Annotated in this window: 16 protein-coding genes and 1 pseudogene; 5 read left to right on the top strand and 12 right to left on the bottom strand. The window is 60.8% G+C overall.

The window, feature by feature from the left end:
- Positions 1–2 precede the first annotated feature (2 nt).
- Genes tilS through dacB form a run of 3 tightly spaced genes read right to left on the bottom strand, consistent with a single transcriptional unit; the run spans position 3 to position 3,460 of the window.
- Positions 3–1,007: a tRNA lysidine(34) synthetase TilS gene (gene tilS / locus BDB13_RS06890; protein WP_094270986.1), complete on the bottom strand. Its 1,005-nt coding sequence runs from the start codon at positions 1,005–1,007 to the stop codon at positions 3–5.
- Positions 1,008–2,075 carry a zinc-dependent metalloprotease gene (locus tag BDB13_RS06885; protein WP_094270985.1) on the bottom strand — a complete coding sequence of 356 codons (1,068 nt, stop codon included), beginning with the start codon at positions 2,073–2,075 and terminating at the stop codon, positions 1,008–1,010.
- Positions 2,075–3,460 carry a D-alanyl-D-alanine carboxypeptidase/D-alanyl-D-alanine endopeptidase gene (gene dacB, locus BDB13_RS06880; RefSeq protein ID WP_176459537.1) on the bottom strand — a complete coding sequence of 462 codons (1,386 nt, stop codon included), beginning with the start codon at positions 3,458–3,460 and terminating at the stop codon, positions 2,075–2,077. The genes BDB13_RS06885 and dacB overlap by 1 nt, the downstream gene beginning before the upstream one ends.
- Positions 3,461–3,587: 127 nt before the next feature.
- Between dacB and BDB13_RS06875 the strand changes: the two genes are divergently transcribed.
- Positions 3,588–4,079, top strand: coding sequence for an inorganic diphosphatase (locus tag BDB13_RS06875; protein WP_094270983.1), 492 nt, complete (start codon positions 3,588–3,590; stop codon positions 4,077–4,079).
- A gap of 78 nt (positions 4,080–4,157) precedes the next feature.
- Here BDB13_RS06875 and BDB13_RS06870 read toward each other — a convergent pair whose 3' ends face one another.
- Both BDB13_RS06870 and BDB13_RS06865 read right to left on the bottom strand, forming a co-directional pair.
- Complete coding sequence (locus tag BDB13_RS06870) at positions 4,158–4,988, bottom strand: crotonase/enoyl-CoA hydratase family protein (protein ID WP_094270982.1); 831 nt, start codon at positions 4,986–4,988, stop codon at positions 4,158–4,160.
- A gap of 26 nt (positions 4,989–5,014) precedes the next feature.
- Positions 5,015–5,221, bottom strand: coding sequence for a hypothetical protein (locus tag BDB13_RS06865; protein ID WP_094270981.1), 207 nt, complete (start codon positions 5,219–5,221; stop codon positions 5,015–5,017).
- Between the two features lie 234 nt (positions 5,222–5,455).
- On the opposite strand from BDB13_RS06865, the gene BDB13_RS06860 reads away from it, so the two are divergent.
- The 3 genes from BDB13_RS06860 (at position 5,456) to BDB13_RS06850 (ending at position 8,932) form a co-directional block, all read left to right on the top strand.
- Positions 5,456–6,274 (top strand): polysaccharide deacetylase family protein, encoded by an 819-nt coding sequence (locus BDB13_RS06860; RefSeq protein WP_094270980.1) that lies wholly within the window; start codon positions 5,456–5,458, stop codon positions 6,272–6,274.
- Positions 6,275–6,319: 45 nt separating this feature from the next.
- On the top strand, positions 6,320–8,293 hold the full coding sequence (locus tag BDB13_RS06855) for an amino acid permease (protein ID WP_094270979.1): 1,974 nt from the start codon (positions 6,320–6,322) through the stop codon (positions 8,291–8,293).
- 117 nt (positions 8,294–8,410) lie between these two features.
- The gene (locus BDB13_RS06850; protein ID WP_094270978.1) at positions 8,411–8,932 is read left to right on the top strand and encodes a 2-oxo-4-hydroxy-4-carboxy-5-ureidoimidazoline decarboxylase; all 522 of its coding nucleotides are present in this window, start codon (positions 8,411–8,413) and stop codon (positions 8,930–8,932) included.
- Between the two features lie 66 nt (positions 8,933–8,998).
- On the opposite strand, the gene BDB13_RS06845 is transcribed toward BDB13_RS06850, so the two are convergent.
- Positions 8,999–9,454, bottom strand: a complete 456-nt coding sequence (locus tag BDB13_RS06845; protein WP_094270977.1) for a tellurite resistance TerB family protein — start codon at positions 9,452–9,454, stop codon at positions 8,999–9,001.
- 260 nt (positions 9,455–9,714) lie between these two features.
- Here BDB13_RS06845 and BDB13_RS06840 point away from each other — a divergent pair.
- Positions 9,715–9,978 (top strand): annotated as a pseudogene (locus BDB13_RS06840) (helix-turn-helix transcriptional regulator); the annotation flags it as partial.
- Between the two features lie 30 nt (positions 9,979–10,008).
- On the opposite strand, the gene BDB13_RS06835 reads toward BDB13_RS06840, so the two are convergent.
- From BDB13_RS06835 to BDB13_RS06810, 6 genes are read right to left on the bottom strand one after another with little or no spacing between them, the layout of a single operon-like run.
- The gene (locus tag BDB13_RS06835) at positions 10,009–11,583 is read right to left on the bottom strand and encodes a TerD family protein (protein WP_176459536.1); all 1,575 of its coding nucleotides are present in this window, start codon (positions 11,581–11,583) and stop codon (positions 10,009–10,011) included.
- Positions 11,584–11,592: 9 nt separating this feature from the next.
- The gene (locus tag BDB13_RS06830) at positions 11,593–12,888 is read right to left on the bottom strand and encodes a TerD family protein (protein WP_094274729.1); all 1,296 of its coding nucleotides are present in this window, start codon (positions 12,886–12,888) and stop codon (positions 11,593–11,595) included.
- A gap of 40 nt (positions 12,889–12,928) precedes the next feature.
- A complete protein-coding gene (locus BDB13_RS06825) occupies positions 12,929–13,816 on the bottom strand; it encodes an HAD family hydrolase (RefSeq protein WP_094270975.1) in 888 nt (295 codons plus the stop codon).
- Positions 13,813–14,922, bottom strand: a complete 1,110-nt coding sequence (locus BDB13_RS06820; protein ID WP_094270974.1) for a cysteine protease StiP family protein — start codon at positions 14,920–14,922, stop codon at positions 13,813–13,815. Before BDB13_RS06820 ends, BDB13_RS06825 begins: the two co-directional genes overlap by 4 nt.
- On the bottom strand, positions 14,919–16,202 hold the full coding sequence (locus BDB13_RS06815; RefSeq protein WP_094270973.1) for a phosphoribosyltransferase family protein: 1,284 nt from the start codon (positions 16,200–16,202) through the stop codon (positions 14,919–14,921). The genes BDB13_RS06820 and BDB13_RS06815 overlap by 4 nt, the downstream gene beginning before the upstream one ends.
- A complete protein-coding gene (locus BDB13_RS06810) occupies positions 16,199–17,356 on the bottom strand; it encodes an HpcH/HpaI aldolase/citrate lyase family protein (RefSeq protein WP_094270972.1) in 1,158 nt (385 codons plus the stop codon). Before BDB13_RS06810 ends, BDB13_RS06815 begins: the two co-directional genes overlap by 4 nt.
- Positions 17,357–17,428 lie beyond the last annotated feature (72 nt).

Genomic DNA, 17,428 nt, shown 5'->3' with positions numbered 1-17,428 from the left:
CGTCAAACCCTTCGTCGGTCTTCGAATCCAACGATCAGCCTGCCACGTCGACGGACCACCACCAACCTCGCCTCCGGGGTTCCGCCGCCGATCGCGACACCACCCTGCCCACGCCAATCGGTAACCAGCGCGTCGACGGCACGTAACTGCTTGTCCGTCAATGCTTTTGCGCCGCGTTCATGTAGCCAGCTCCGAATGACGCGTCGGCGGATCGCGCTCGCCGAATCCGCGAGTGTGGCGACTTCCACTCCCTCGTCGACAACAACGCGCCCACGAACAGTCGCGGCACGTTCGTCGAGGACCTCTCCGTCCTCACGCAATTGCACTGCGGTGCGAGCCAATGCCTCGGCAACGCCGCCTCCGAGGATCTCTTCGAGAAGTGGCAGGGCCTCATGCCGCAACCGGACGCGAGTGAACTCGTCGTTGGTGTTGTGTGGGTCTTCCCAGGGCGTGATCGACAGGTCGACGCACGCTGCTCGGGTTACCGACCGTCGCACACCGAGCAGTGGGCGGCCCCACGGATCGTCGAAGGCCTGCATTCCCTGAATGGAACGGCCACCGGATCCCCGGGCAAGCCCGAGGAGAACCGTTTCTGCCTGATCGTCGAGAGTGTGCCCGAGAAGGACCGGCAAGTCTCCCCTGGCACCGTCCAGGGCCCGGTAGCGCGCATCACGGGCTGCCGCCTCGAGGCTTCCACTGCGGTCCACGTCAACTGCCAGCACGTGAACTGATCGGACTCCCAATGCCAGGGCCTGATCTGCGGCAACACGAGCGACATCGCCCGAACCCTCCTGCAGGCGGTGGTCGACGATCAACGCGTCAACCGACTCCGCCTCGGCCACGGCAGCCGCCGTCAGAGCAAGCGAATCGGCTCCACCCGACAACGCCACGACAACAGCCGGCGACATTCCCGCTCGCTCCGCTCCACCGCTCGGCCCGTACAACCGCAGCCACGCCCGCACCGCCAGCCTCAATTCCAGCAGCGCCGCAGTTTCAGGCAGCAACATCTAGCCGAGCACTCGCTTCACCCACGCGTCGGGGTTGTCGATCTCGTCGAGCAACGGCAAGGTGTCCGGCCCCGTCCAGATGGTGTTGAACTGCTCCATCCCGACCTTGAGGACGACGGCGTCGACAAAGGCCTTACCGCGGACGTACTGCGCCATCTTGGCGTCCATGCCGAGAAGCATCTTGATGATGCGCTGCATCGGGTTGGACTTGCGCTGCCGACGCTTGTCGAAGGCAGCACGAATCGTGGTCACCGACGGCACCACCGCGGGTCCGACGGCATCCATCACGTGATCGGCGTGGCCTTCGAGGAGCGTTCCGAGAATCAGCATGCGGTCGAGAGCGTCGCGTTGCGGCTCTGCTTGCGATGCTCGCAGCAGCCCGATGATTCCGCCGGGGGTGGAGTCGTCTGCAGCGGCCGGGTCTTTTCTGGACCGTAGTTCCGCAGCGAGACGCCCGACGACGTCCGTCATCGACTCGTCGACCGTCGCACTCAAGGTTTCGACGGATTCCTTCATGTAATCCGCCAACCACGGTGACGACGAGAACTGCACGCGATGAGTTACTTCGTGCAGGCAAACCCAGAGCCGGAAGTCACTCGGGTTCAGTCGCAGCGAACGTTCGACGGACACGATGTTGGGAGTGACGAGCAGCAGCGTTCCGTGCTCGCCGGTAAACGGGTCGTACTGCCCGAGAATCGCCGACGACAGGTAGGCGAGCATCGCGCCGGCCTGCAGACCTGCAGGCTTGCCCACCAGAAAGGTTCCGTTGCCGTCCGGATCTGCTCCGGTGAGGTTCGCCATGGACCGCGATGCTGCGGTAATCCAGCCGGCGCGATCGAGGACATCAGCGGCGGGGACGGGGAGGCCGTCGGCTAGGCCGGTGACTTCACGCACCGGCAACTCAGCGCGTTCCGACGCGTCGGCCAGTTCGGCCGTGGCCGTTTCGAATGTGTACCTCGACATCGCGGGACCGCTGGGAGCAAACTTAATGCCGGCCTTCGCAGCGAGACTCCAATCGACTGCCCCACCCAGGGTTGTCGATTCTTCGTCAGGAGTCTTGTCGGCCACTATTGGCACCCGCAATTCCTCAATGCTCCAGCGATGGCGTCCAGAGCTGGACGACTCACTTCAGGTGGTCGATCGTTCGACATGAGCGCGAAGGTGAGCACTCGGCCGTTTTGATCGACTACAAAACCTGACAACGCGCTCGCGGTCGACAGAGTTCCCGTCTTGGCGCGCACCCAACCTGCGCCCGTTCTGTTGCCCGACGCGTATCGATCGGACAAACTGCCCGTTCCACCGGCAACGGGCAGGTAGTCGAGCAGCGGGCGAAGTTTCGGATCCCCGTCACCTGCGGCGGCCGTCATCACACGATCGAGAACTTCGGCAGGAATCAGATCGTCGACGGACAACCCGCTCGAATCGAAGAGCGAAACACCGGTGTAGCCGAATCCTGCTGCCTGCAGAGTCTTGCCGGTCGCGTCGACGGCACCGGCGAACGAGGCTTCGATGCCTGATGCAATCGCCACCTCACGTCCGATGGTCTCGGCGAGCACGTTGTCGGAATGGTCCATCATCTGCATCAACCGGTCACTCAGCGGCGCGGATTGCACGGTCGCGATCGGCTTGGCGCCTGCCGGTGCAACTCCTGCGCTGACCTTGGATTCGTCGATACCGAGCTCCTTGGCCAAAACCTTGCCCGCATCCAATGCCGGAGTTTCCGAGCGGGGCGACTCGTCCTTGGTTCCGTCGAAGCGACCGCCCTCGATCATCACGGACTCGATAGGCGTGATGTATCCGGCAGCGACGTCGGCGTCGAACCATCCCTTGGCCATCGTCTCGCCCTTGAACAGGCTGCTGTCCACGACGACGCTGTCCACGGCTGTTCCCGACGCCTTGATCTGATCGACCAGGTCGGCAATGTGCGCTGCATTGGCGTAGTACCCGCTCTGGCCTTTGGGCGTGGCGGTCAGTGTCGGGTCACCCCCACCGACCAGCACCACCTGTCCCGGTACCGAACCGGCAACAACCGTTGTCGACACCCGGTGATCGAGCGGCAACTTCAACAGCGCCGCGCCTGCGGTGAGAATTTTGGTCGTGGATGCCGGTGTCATGGGCGTCGACGGGTCGACGCTCCACAGCACCTTCCCGGTCAATGCGTCAGCGACGACACCGGAGAACTTCCCCAGATCCGGGTTCGCTACAGCCAGACCGATAGCCGCGGCAATTCCTGCTTCCGACGGCATCGGCGCATCCGTCGGAACGGGCACCACCTGCGGCGACGGAGTTACCGGCGTCGGCTGCGGCGACGTCGTCGCTATCGCGTTCTGAGTGGGTTCCTCAGCGGATCCGAGTGCCACCGCCAGCACCGCTGCGATAGCCACCACGGCAACGACGCACACCGCAAGAAGTACGCGAACTGTGCGTCGTCGATGCTCTTCCAACGAGCCCATCTTTTTCTTTCCCTGGCCCGACAACGCCCCTCCGTCTGTACTCGCCTTGCTGGGTGGTCAGCCAACCTTATCCTTGACCCGATATCCTTCCGACGAATCATTACCGACACGACAGCGAGGAATCGGCGTGGAGTTCGACGTCACCATCGAGATCCCCAAGGGTCAGCGCAACAAGTACGAGGTCGACCACGAGACTGGCCGCGTAAAGCTGGACCGTTACCTCTACACCGCTTTCGGCTACCCGGCTGACTACGGATACATCGAGAACACCCTCGGCGAGGACGGCGATCCTCTGGACGCCATGGTTCTTCTGCCCGAGTCCGTCTACCCCGGCGTAATCGTCGAGGCTCGCCCCGTCGCCATGTTCAAGATGGTCGACGAGGCCGGCGGAGACGACAAGGTCCTGTGCGTTCCGGCAGGCGACCCCCGTTGGGATCACATTCAGGATCTCAGCGACATTTCGCAGTTCGAACTGGACGCGATCAAGCATTTCTTCGTCCACTACAAGGACTTGGAGCCGAACAAGCACGTCACCGGCGCTGACTGGGTTGGCGCAGCCGAGGCAAAGGCCGAGGTCGAGGCTTCGATCAAGCGTCTCGCCGACAACGGCGGACACTGACGCATTTGCGTAAGAAAATCCCCGCACATCTTTTCGATGTGCGGGGATTTTTTGTGCTTGCGGTTACTCGCCGTTTCTCTACTCGCCCTTGAAGGCAGCGGGACGCTTCTGGAAGACGGAGGTGATGGCTTCGGTCAGATCCTGCGACGGCAGGAACGCCGCGTTCCAGGCTGCGACGTAGCGCAGGCTGTCGTTCACGCTCGCGCTCCGCGTGTGATCGAGGACGTCTTTGATGCCGTGGACGACGAGCGGCGGGTTGAGAGCGATCTCCTTGGCCGTTGCACGAGCGGCCGCGAGCACGGCGTCGGCGTCGGCGAACACGTCGTTGACGAGACCGATCTTCTCGGCGCGCGCCGCATCGATGTCCTTGCCGGTCAGTGCCAGTTCACGCAGGTGGCCGTCGCCGATGATCGCAGGCAGACGAGCGAGACTGCCCATGTCTGCGACGATGGCAACCTTCACCTCACGGATGCTGAACTTTGCGTCGGCGCTCGCGTAGCGGATGTCGGCGGCGGTGATGAGGTCGACGCCACCGCCGATGCACCAGCCCTGGACTGCAGCGATCACAGGCTTGCGGCAATCGGCAACAGCGTTGATGCCCAACTGCATGCGCTTGATCATGTCGTGGAATTTGGTTCGAGGGCCGGCCTGGGCCTTGTCTGCCATGACGGCGCCGAACTCTCCGCTCATGGCAGCCAGGTCCAGTCCGAACGAGAAGTGCTTGCCCGAACCGGCGACGACGACGGCCCGCACTTCAGGATCTGCGTCGAGGTCGGCGAAGATCGCTGGGAGTTCACTCCAGAAATCCGGGCCCATCGCGTTGCCCTTGCCGGGGCCGATCAACGTCACCTGGGCAATGTTGTCTTCGCGCTCGACTGTGAACGCATTCCAGCTCTTCTGTTCGCTCATTACTCAAGAGTAACCTCGAGTGGCGGTCAGCCGAAGAGTCCGGCTTCATCCAGCACCAAGACCAGCAACGACACTGCGATCAGAGCGAACATCGTCAGCATCGCGATCCTGGTGGCACGTTCACTCGTCGGCGGAAAAACTCGGACCGCCGGATGCTCCGCGACGTACTGAGACAACGGAATTGTCCGCTTGCTCGACGTTGCCGAGTCTCTTACCGCGACACTCGTAGCCATTGCATTGTCCTTTCACCTTCGCAACCCTCTTCGAATACCCGAAAAGTCAAGCATCCGACGAGGTTCGACTTCTCCAATCTAGACCCGCATCACGAAGAAATCAGCGCGAGAATCCTGCGAATCTGCTGAGAACTCAGTCGGCAAAATTTGATGCATTCCAGACCCGAAAACCAGTCCTGAAGAAAGACTGAGAGCGATGCAGACAATCCCGCGACGAGCCATACACTCCGCTCTGTGGACCGACGGCAGTTTCTCTGGACCCTTGCTACCGCAACTCTGTCAGGAGCAGCGACTTTAGCCGGGGCGACCGCTTGTTCCTCCACCTCAATCGGCGCTGCGACCGCAGTTGCAGACGAGACGACAACTGCGGGGCAAACACCACCGTCGACACCAGTGCTATTGCCTCCACCGCCCCTCTCTGCACGAGTGCCACTCCCCGGCGGCGGCGCACTCACCGCGCTACCCGGTGACGGCAACCTTCTCGCCCTCACCGTCGACGACGGGGTGAATTCGGAAGTGGTCCGCCTGTACACCCAGTTCTCGAAGGACAGCGGGGTGCGACTTACCTACTTCGTGAACGGGCAGTACGCCTCGTGGACCGATAATGCCGCCCTATTGCGCCCACTGGTCGAGAGCGGACAGATTCAACTCGGTAACCACACGTGGTCACACCCCGACCTCACAACCGTCTCCAAACAACAGGTGTCGGACGAATTGACCAGGAACGCCAACTTTCTGCGCACCACCTATGGCGTCAACGCTGCCCCCTACTTTCGACCACCTTACGGAAAGCACAATGCAACAACAGATTCCGTTGCCGCACAGCTCGGATACACCGTACCGACATTGTGGTACGGATCGTTGTCGGACTCGTCCCTCATCACCGAGGACTACATAGTCTCGATGGCGAACCAGTACTTCACACCCAATGCGATAGTCATCGGACACCTCAACTATTTGCCCGTCACGCATGTCTATCAGCAGTTGTTGGACGTCATTCGCACGCGCAATCTGCGGACCGTCACGCTCGATGATGTATTCATCAAGCCCTGAAAGGGGTACACCTAACTGATCCACTCGGGCGAGGAGCAGATTTTCATGGTGACAGCGGCCGAGAACGACACACCAGACAACGAGCCCTCAGCTAAACGTCGACTCAGTTCGTGGTTGCTCGCAGACATCACCGAAGAACCCGGTGGACACCTTGGCCCGCACCGCATCACACCGAAAAAAGAACATCGCCACCCGTGGTGGAAGGTCATGTGTCTGACGGGTGTCGACTATTTCTCGACACTCGGTTACCAACCCGGAATTGCCGCTCTCGCGGCCGGAACCTTGGCACCTCTCGCAACAATCGTTCTGATCCTGCTCACCATCTTCGGCGCCCTGCCGGTATACCGCCGTGTTGCCCGCGAAAGTCCGCACGGCGAAGGTTCCATCGCCATGCTCGAAAAACTTCTGCCCAAGTGGCGTGGAAAGATATTCGTTCTGGTGCTGTTGGGTTTCGCGGCAACGGATTTCTTGATCACGATGACACTTTCGGCCGCCGACGCCACCGCACACCTTATCGAAAATCCTTTTGCGCCAACCTTTCTCTCCGGACACACTGTCGCGGTCACTCTTGTTCTCCTCGCACTCCTGTCTGCTGTTTTTCTTCGTGGGTTCACCGAAGCCATCGGTATCGCAGTGGGCTTGGTCGCGGTGTACCTCGCACTGAATTTGGTCGTGATCGGCACAGGTTTATGGCACATCGCGACGGCTCCGTCATTGGTCACCGACTGGACTCGGGCCATGTCGACAGAACATGGAAACCCCGCGATGATGATCCTGGTCGCGCTGATCGTTTTCCCGAAACTTGCTCTCGGACTATCGGGTTTCGAGACCGGTGTCGCAGTCATGCCGCAGATCAAAGGCGATCGAGACGACACCGAGGAGAATCCGGAAGGCCGTATCCGCGGAGCCAAACGATTGCTCACCACAGCCGCATTGATCATGAGCGGGTTCTTGCTGACATCGAGCCTGGTTACGACAATCCTCATCCCGGAGAACGAGTTTCAGCCCGGCGGAGCAGCCAACGGTCGAGCTTTGGCATTTCTCGCTCACGACTACCTGGGGCAAATTTTCGGAAGCGTCTACGACCTGAGCACCATTCTGATTTTGTGGTTTGCCGGCGCTTCCGCGATGGCCGGTTTGCTCAATCTTGTTCCGCGATACCTCCCCCGGTACGGAATGGCCCCGTCGTGGGCGCGGGCAGTGCGCCCACTCGTCCTTGTTTTCAGCATCATCGCGATCACCGTCACGGTCTATTTCGACGCGAATGTCGACGCCCAAAGTTCCGCGTATGCAACCGGTGTTCTTGTCCTCATCTCCTCCGCGACTGTCGCCGTCGCACTCTCGGCACGCAAACATGGCGCCCGAAAATTGTTCTGGGGCTTCAGCTTTATCGCAGTCCTATTTGTCTATACGACGATCGCCAACATCGTGGAGCGGCCGGACGGAGTGAAGGTCGCGTCGTTCTTCATCGCCGCAATCCTCGTCGTATCGTTGCTGTCTCGAATTTCACGGGCATTTGAACTGCGTGCCACTTCTGTCGAATTCGACGAGACCGCTTTGCGGTTCATCACCGACGCCGCGAAGGAAGGCTACCTCGCGATGGTTGCGCACGATGCTGAGCATCTCGACGAAAACCAATATCGAACCAAGGAACTGCAGCAGCGAGCCGACAGCAATATTCCGTCGACCGAGTCGATCATCTTCATCGAAGTCAACGTCATCGATTCCTCCGATTTCAGCACCGATCTGCTCATTCACGGCCGTAGGCGTGGTGACCATCGTGTTTTGTGGGTGAACAGCCCGGCAGTGCCCAACACCATTGCGGCAGTGCTGCTGCGAACGCGAGACCTCACCGGAGTGATTCCCGACGTGTACTTCGAGTGGTCCGAGGGCAATCCGCTGACCAATCTGCTGCGATTCCTGTTCATCGGCGAAGGTGAAACCGCTCCGGTCACCCGAGAGGTCCTGCGCCGCGCCGAGCCACATCGGTCCCGCAGACCTCATGTGCATGTGGGTTGAGTTCGCCGATCGGCATGTTAAGAATCTGAAAATTCGAACCGAAAGATCTTCACAGCCCCGAGGTCCACCGCGATCATGTGTTGATCGCGCATCTTCGTCGGCAGACCGGGAGGGCACATGCTGCTGCATCAGTCGATCGGGTTGGAAAGGTTCAACGAACTGCCCCGACCGAAGGCCATACACGCGCTGTACGAGTGCTGCTGTTCCATGACCTGGGCGGGCTGGGTCAGCGACGGCCGACCGTTCAGAAGCTACGCGGAGATACTGGCGAGAGCGGAGGACGCGCTGCTCGATCTCTCCGACCCAGACGTCGAAAGCACTTTGCAATGCCACCCAGCGGCGGGCTTGCGCGCCCAGAGTTGGCCTTCTCACCTGGAACAATGCTCGATCTGGGTTGCCGACGAGCAGGTCATGGCCTCCATCAGGAATGCGGGCGAGCAGTACGAACGAACCTTCGGATTCCGGTACATCTGGTTCTCACACGGGCACGACGCTCACGAACTCCTCGAAAATATCGGCGTCCGCCTGTCCAACGCACCGTCCGTAGAACGAAAGATCTGCGTCGACGAGTTGGCAAAGATCACGTGCACACGTATCGAGCGCATGCTCGGACCGGAAGACGGCTATCCGGAGTACTGAACACAAGAGAAGCGGGTGTGGCGCCGTTGGCACCACACCCGCTTACTTGCTGTACCGCCGAAGAACTCAGAGTTCGAATTCGGCGGGAGCGATCCCGACTGCGAAACACATGTCCCGCACTACTGCGCGCTCGTGCTGATCGAAGTTGCCGTCGGCGCCGCCGATGATGATGCCGATCTGGATGACGGCGCGAGCCTGATCCTGCTTGGACTTGAGCTTCGCGATGGCTGCGGTCGCTTCGAGCTTTCCGAACTCGAAATCGGAAGTCAGCTTGCTGCAGTACCAATCGAACTGCTGACGCAGCTCGTCCGGTGGGAAGACCGCGAGCGACTCGTTGCTCGTGATCAGCGCCGACGTCTTCTGACGCTCGGACGGGTCGATCGAGCCGTCTGCTGCAGCAATCAGCGCGCACATCGCCATGCTGGCGTTCTTGAATTCCTTGTTCTGGAACTGGCTCGTCTTGGTCTTGAGCTGGCCGTTCATTTCCTGAGCCTTAGCCTTCAGCTGATCCCAGAATGCCATGAGTCTCCTCGGGTAATGCCGCCACGCACCGCGCGTAGTGGTACCACCACTCTGCCTGGGAGGTCCGCAATGCGCCATCTGCTTCGCATCAATACTTGTCGGTTGGTTCCCATATGCTTCAAAAAAAGTGGGCAAACAGGGACGAGGGCACCTGCGCGCCCCGCTGACAACCGGCAGTGACCACATTCGAGAGAGCGTGATCACAATCAGAATCGAGAACCGCTTCCGTGACAGTCTTGCCCGAACCAACGTGTGCATTCCCTCAACCCACCGCGACGCCACCTGTCTCGCCGGCGCTCGATCCCGGCCTCACCAAGCGTGAAATCGAGGTGCTGCAGCGTTGGCTCACATCCGACAGCAAACCCGTCGTATCGGCGCAGCTACGCATCTCCATCGGAACCATCAACACGCACCTCACCCGGATTCGAGGAAAGTACGCAGCAATCGGACGGCCTGCCCCCACCAAGACGAGTTTGCTCGCACGCGCATTGCAGGACGGCATAATCGGTCTCGACGAGCTCTGACACGGGTCCTGTCACTGCGCTTAGGTCACGTCAGAACTTGTCGAGCGCGGCAAACAGTTGAGGTTGGTTCGCCGGGTCGAGAACATCGGGCACGAGGACCCAGTGCGAACCCGTCCACGGATCCTGGACGTCGATCTCACCAGCCGCCGGTAGATGCCGACATCCGTTGGCCAACGCTGCGACGGTCTCTTCCGTCGAGTTCGACTCGTCGTCGCCGACAAGCACTATCGACAAACCAATCATCGGTCCGCGTTCGGCGAGAAACATGATCGAATGAACGTCCTGCTCCGAATATCCATGCGGAAAATCGCCGAGTATCAGCAGTCGTTGAGTGCTCGGCCCTGCCTGGACGGCGGACATGCCGCTGGTTCGCGCAAGTTCCGCCAAATCCACCGATTGCGCCAGGCCTGTCAGCCGGGCCGATATCTCCGAATGGTTTCGAATCACCGGTCCGGCCAACACTGCAGACAATCGATCGGTCAGCGACGTGAAGGCGCCAGTCAGGTCTACGACATCGAGCAGCGGCATGGGGCCGGCGGCCATGATTCTCAGCGTCAGCGCACTGACCACGCCGACTGCTGCCGCACTGGATGTGCTTTCTACCCAGACCGGTCTGGTCAGTGGAATCGGCAAGCAGTACGGCACTGTCAGAGCCCCGCGGTCAGCGGCAGTCAACACACCCAATCTCACACCGTCACTGGAAGTCACGGTCTCGAGAGACTGGGGAGCAGTACCTTTCTCCGACGCCCACACCGGCGATTCCCACGACGCCATCGCCCGCGGAAGAACCGCGTCGACCACTGTCAGTTCCTGGGTGAGTTGCGCGGAGTCACGAGTGTGACTTGCGCGGGCTGTCGCCACCAGTTCGTCGTGACGGTTCTGCGCCGCTTCGCGCGCCGCCACACCGGCCGGCGAATTGCGGGTGCTCGCGTCGGCCACCGCTGCCGTCAATTCCGTGTCCAAGCGCTTCATCGCATACTCGCTACTCGAAATCAGTGACGCTGCCGAGCGCGATGCATCCTCGAAGATCATCCACATTCGTTCGAGCCCACGCCCGTCCTCGAATGGCTCCACAGCGTGAACTTGTTGCATTGCAGCCGAACTGGCCGGTGCATCATCCACCTCGACGCCATGGACTCCGATGAGCTCGGCCAAGCCGCCTGCATACCCCTGCCCGACGCCTCGAACTTTCCAGGCTCCGTTTCGGCGGTACAACTCCCAGCAGATGACGGCGGTCTCCGAACCTGCAGTTGGTATGGCGAATTGACCTATCACCGAACCGGATTCATCGGTCAGTACCGCCGAGAGGCCGGCGGCGCGAAACGCTCCGGCCTGAGCGTGGCTCGGATCGACGCTCACAATGCACAGCACTGCAGCAGCATTCGGGTGGACTCGATCGAGCTCCACCCGAATACTGTCTCCCGCGAGTTGCACCCCAGCGGTGGCGGGCTGGTTGTAGAACACAAAATCCTCGGACGACAAAGCCCGAAGGTGCGTATCGGTAACCAACGCAGACACGTCGAACGGTGTCTGGCTCGACGCACGGAAAGTCACGACAGATGCTTGCAGCGGCGCATTCTGCCCCGGAACGAACTCCACAGTCATAGCTGTGAACTATGCCATCAAGAAACGGCCCAACTGCGGAGCCGCCTCGCCTGCATGCTTGGCCTGGATACCCTCTCCGATTGCCTGCAGCTTCCATTCACCGTTCTGCCGGTAAACCTTGGCCATCACCATGCCGGTGAACGGCATACCGCCCTGCATCGTGTATCGAGCCAATTCGGAGTTCGTAGTGCTGTCCACGAGTCGGCAGAACGCATTTTGCACCTGCTCGAAGGTATGTCCGCGGTACGACGTGACCGTGAAGATCACTGTGTTGACATGAGCCGGGACGCGCTGGAGATCGACCGTCATCACTTCGTCGTCACCCTCACCGTCGCCGGTCAGGTTGTCACCCATATGCCGCACAGATCCGTCTTTCGACGTGAGCTGTCCGTAGTAGCAGACGTCGATCAAGTTGCCGTCCGCATAGAGCAGCGCCGAAGCGTCCAGGTCGACATTGGCGGTGCGGTTGCCGAACATTCCGCTCTTCTTGATCGGATCCCAACCCAGACCCATCTGGATCATGGTCAGCGCGACGCCGCCCTCCTTGCGGAGCGTGACCTTCTGTCCCTTGGTCAAACTGACGGGGCGACCCTTCACCAGGCTCACCTCCGCTGGCGCGGCGGGAGGCTGGTTGTACACCGGCGGGGCAGGCGGAGCCGGCGGTGCGTTGTACGACGGCTGCTGCTGCGGTGGCGGGTTGTAGGCCGGCTGTGCCGGTGGCGGGTTGTAGGCCGGCTGTGCCGGTGGCGGGTTGTAGGCCGGCGGGGCGGCCTGGACCGGGGCAGCCTGTGCGGGCGCCGGTGCGTCGTCAACGGACACACCGTGATCGGTGACCAACGCTGCAAATCCACCGGCGTAGCCCTGCCCGACAGCGCGAACCTTCCATGCACCCTGACGGCGGTACACCTCGAGTGCAATGACAATGGACTCGGCGGAGAGTCCGTCGATCACGTACTCGTACAACACATTTCCGGCGGTGTCGGATACCCGAGCAGTGGGCGCAGCCGTGCGACCGAAATTCGACGAAGTGTCGTCGAGCGTGATGACCGCGCGAACCTGCTCGATATCAGCGGGCACACCGGCCAACGAGACCTTCAGGGACGCAATGCCGCCCGGATTCGGCGTCAACTGCACACCCGGTCCGGTGGGCTGGTTGAAGAAGACGAAGTCCGCATCGGAGCGCACCTTGCCGTTACCGGTCACGAGAAGCGCTGACAAATCAGCAGCGGCGGCCAACTGCACCGACACAATCACTTCCGGCACGTTGAGTGGACCGTTCTGACCTTTGGCAAGCGATACAGACAACTGCATCTCCTTCATCGAGAGTGTTCATTGCTGGCGTTCATTACTGGGGAAGCTGCTGAGACTCGTGCGGTGTGCCGACCGTCATTGCCGCGACGTGGGCGGAGAACCAGCTCACGATCTCCACACTCGCCTCGATTCCGGACGTTTCTGTCACAGTAACCGTCGGGCGTTGCCAATTCAGTTCTTCCAGCTCACCGTGGCGGGGACGGATCGCGAAGTCTGCGTACTCGAGCATGTCTGCGTCGAGGGCGCCGTCGCCGGCCGACAGAACTGTGGCGTCGGCCGCGAGGTCACCCGATTCGATCAGGCGTCGGCGCACTTCAGCGAGGGCTCGAGATTTCGATACTGCGTCGGGCATCGTGTAAATCTTTCGTCCCTGCCGTGACACGTTCCATCCGCGGGACGTACACCAATCGCTCCAGCCGGCTTCGAAATCCATGGGAATGGTCGACAGGTCCACCACCAGGTACGGGAACAGTTCGTCGGCCACCCGCATGGAACTGACCCAACTGACGTCGATGCGGGCTTCCAGCTCGGTATGGACGTGCGCCAACTCCACCCCGGCGTCGCGAGTTGATCTGTCGATCTCACTTCGCCACGTCAGATCAGGTTTTCCGTCGACCAGGATGTTCCCACCGTTGCTGGTGATCGCGTACTTCCACGGACCGCCGGGCAGGTCGATCCGCTGGAACTGCGCAATTGTCCGGGTGGTCGTGGGAATTACCGGCACTGCGGCGCTGAGATCTCGCAGTAATGCGATCGTGTCGACGCTCATGTGGGACAGCGGCCCGCCGTCGTAGTACTCGACGCACACCGGGGCAGGTCCTGACCCCAGATCGGTGCCGGAGGGATCGCCCCCGATCGCGTTTTTCGAGTAGATCATCGTGCGATCCAGGTCGGTTGCAATCAATACCGGTGATGCGCTCATGTGATGTCCTTGATCAGACCGACACACGAGTACGCGAGATCGGATACTTCCTCGACGGGAACGCCACGGGCTTCGGCGAGTAATCGAATGTGGGCATGTTCGGGTGCATCCAGTTCTCGGACGAGAACCTTCCACGGCAACCGGCGCAGCAATACCCGAGTGGTTTCGCCGACACCGGGTTTGACGAAGTTCACCGTGGAAATCCCGTAGTCCGCCTGAACCTTCTCCACCGATTCCCACCCGGCCCAGGTCGGTGTTCGATCCGAAGCGCGCACGGCGGCAAGCGAATCCGCAACATCACTACGTACGGTGTCGAATTCTGCCGAGACTACGTCGAGTAGCCGGTTGGACACGTCGACATCGGCAAGATCCGCATAAAACTTCGCACCGTGGAAATCTCCGGGTCCGATCAGTGTGTCGTTGAGGACGGTGCGCGAGACCAGTCCGGACACAGTCGAATTGAGGCACGCCGAAGCAATCAGGAAGTCATCTCTGGTTCCGTAGGTCCGGACGCAGTATCCCGGATCGGCAAGTACAGCCAGATCCGAGTTGAACGCAGCGCCGCCCGCAGCGTGATACTCGGTCAGTGCCGCATCGAGTTCGCGGGTGATCGCTCCCTTGCCCGTCCATCCGTCCACGAAGACGACGTTCGACGAATCATGATGATGTGAAAGATGATCGAGGGCAACGGTATCGATCCCCTTGCCCCGAACGATGGACACCGCGTAGTGCGGCAACGTCACTCCGTGAACGTGTTTGGCCCAGCGACGCATCAAGATCCCGACGGGTGTGCCGGCCCGGGCAAGAGAGACCAGCACGATGTCGGATCCGCGCTCGGCCAACACCAGGTCGGTGACAGTACCGACTGCACGCGCCAAACGGGGCGCGCTTTCCGCCAATACCGTTTCGAACAGTTCGCGATACGCATCGTCGGGCTGATACTCGATCGGTAGCGATTCTGCGTAGTGCGCCTCACCCGACTGAATGCGCTTCTCCCGCTCGGCAACATCCGCTTCGAGGTCCACCTGAGAGAGGTCCTTGAGCAACCATTTCACTTCGTCGCCGCCATACGAACCGAACTGGGGTCCGACCAAAGGTACGGTCATGCGCCTTCACCTTCTCTCGAATCCCGCAACGCCGACGGGTTTGCCCCCCGCACCGTTGCCACCACTACGTCGGTCCCGGCATTTCTCAGCGCTTCAACGACACCGTCGTCGGCGATCAACCGATCGGTGTCGGCAGGTTCGTCCACGATCAACAGAACCACAGCGTCGACGGCCGAGTCCGGCCACTGCGCGTTGTAGAGGAAACGTGGTTCGTTCTCGCCTAATTCCGGTGCGACAAAGGTGAATCCGCGTCGCAGCGGGTAACCCTCGCGGTCCATGACGTAGGCGGGTGAACGCGTCGTCGTCTGGTAGCGCACTGCCCGGCCACCACGTTCCAGGCTGCTCGCGATACGCAAGGGCAGGTACATCAACTCTTCATGCCCCACGACGATCAGAGGACGCTCCGGGTCGGCCAACGAGTTCACGACTGCTACAGCGTCTTCAACTGCCCGCTCGAAATCTACCGAGTCCGAATCGAGGAAGCCGTGCCTGCCACCGTCCGGAACGGTTGCCTGCCAAGGCAGGTCAACATGGGAAACCGTTCCCCGACGGTCGCCCGCCACGTTGAGCGTCGGGGCATCAAGCGCCGTCACACGTTCGGTCAAACCGTCCGGAAGAACTGTGGAACCGGAAGCGAGACTGACGTAGTCGATCCGCACACCCAATTCTTCTGCTGCACTGTCACTGGCAGCTCGGTGCTCGTCAGTTCTCATGTCCACCAACGAAGCAACGACGTAACGCTCTCGCGGGCATTGACCGTGCAATGCCCGAATAGCATCGATAGCCGTTGCTCCGGTCGAGATTTCGTCGTCCACCAGCACCAGCGGCAGATTGTTTTCGAACAGTTCGGCCGACGTAGGCTGCATCAGATGACTTGTAGCGTGCGAGTGCCCTTCTTCGAAACCCGCGAGGGTGGTCGCACCCGGAACATCGCGGCGCGTCGAATGCAGGTAGCAGTGAGCATGCAGGCGCGCGGCCACACAGTGACCCAAACCTGTTGCAGTTTCAGCAAATCCGAGAACCACCACATCAACGCCTACACCGAGCGCGTCACGCACCAGGTCGCCGAGATCCTCAGCGGCACCGATCACCACCGACGGCTCGGTAGGGACATGCTTGCCCAGAACCGTCGATACCAACAGGTGCGCCCGACGCGGATTACGCCGCAGTCCCGGAATCACCAACTCCGGAACCGTCCGCCCCACGACAGAACTGCCGTGCACAAGATCGAGTCCGAATTCTGCTGTAGCCCAAGGGATCGATGCAACAGTACCCGTCATCGATCGACCAACGCCGTCAGCAACTCGACAAACGTGATGCCCTTGTTGGTAACTCCGAAAACCTGCGCCCGAAGCTCTGTCTGTCGAGCCCAATTACGGTGCGGCTTCATCTCGTTCATCTTGTTCCGATACCCCGACGCGGCAACCCCGCCCACCTCGACACCCAAGATGTCCAAAGCGTCGTGGTACTCCTCGTGAGTAACCGCGGACATCGCATTGACTGCCGCGACGTGCGAAGGATGAATAACCGTCTTACCCTGAATGCCGTTAGCCCGGTCCAAGGCGATTTCTCGAAGCAAACCGTCGAGGTCGCGGCTCACCAGATGCTGACGGAACCGCACGGCGTCATGTTCCTCGAACGGCGTTGCACGCAGCATCGGACGGAACATACGCTCGTGATCGGCGAAGTACTCCCACACCGGACCGGTGATGACAAATCCCGAACCATCAGCTCGTCCAAGGTAATTGACGATATCGGCAATGACGTCGACAACAACACGCACGTCGTAAATCGTCAGATCGCGGTCACGACGAATCCCGAAAGTGCTGCACATATCGGTAGCACCGATTCGGACCGCGAGAATGCGTTCGCGATGTTGCGCCAAAATGTCACTCACAGAGCGCAATTCCAAATCACGGGTGTCGCGGTGCACCAATTCCGGGGATTCGAGCACCGGCATGACGTACAGATGCTTCCCCAAACGCTCGGAGGCGTCGGCCACTGCTTCGAGGAACGCTGCGCCGGTCGCACTCCCGAATTTCGGCACGACAAACCCGGTCAACGCTGCCCGGCCGACTGTCAAGGATTCGGCGATGTCTGCGATATCCGATACTTCACGGACACGAACGAACAGCAACATTCCGACTGCATCCGTCGATGCAATCTTGTCGAGAGCGGCAACTGCGTTTGCCCGAGCAGACTCCACCTCGTCGTCCGCGACAGCATCCTCGAGGTCCAGGACCATCGAACTGACGCCGTCAGCGGCTCGCTTCTCCACGATCTCGGCCAGACCCGCCCTCGTGGCCGGCACATACAGCGTCGCCCCCAGAGCGATCGCCAGCAGGTCTCTCTCGTCCGAGTCTGCGAGCGTCCGCGGAGCGTGCAGGAACAATTGCTCCCGCACGTCATCGCTGAGGTGTTGAAAGTGCTGCATGTCTCTTCTTTCCGTAACCGATGGCAATTCCACGTCTCAGTCCCCCTCACCTTTTTCGGGTGTAGCTTCCGA

The organism is Rhodococcus sp. OK302 (assembly GCF_002245895.1).
GTDB lineage: Bacteria > Actinomycetota > Actinomycetes > Mycobacteriales > Mycobacteriaceae > Rhodococcus_F.
The sequence above is the reverse complement of the archived record's forward strand: the minus strand, read 5'-3'. Positions and strand labels throughout refer to the sequence as shown.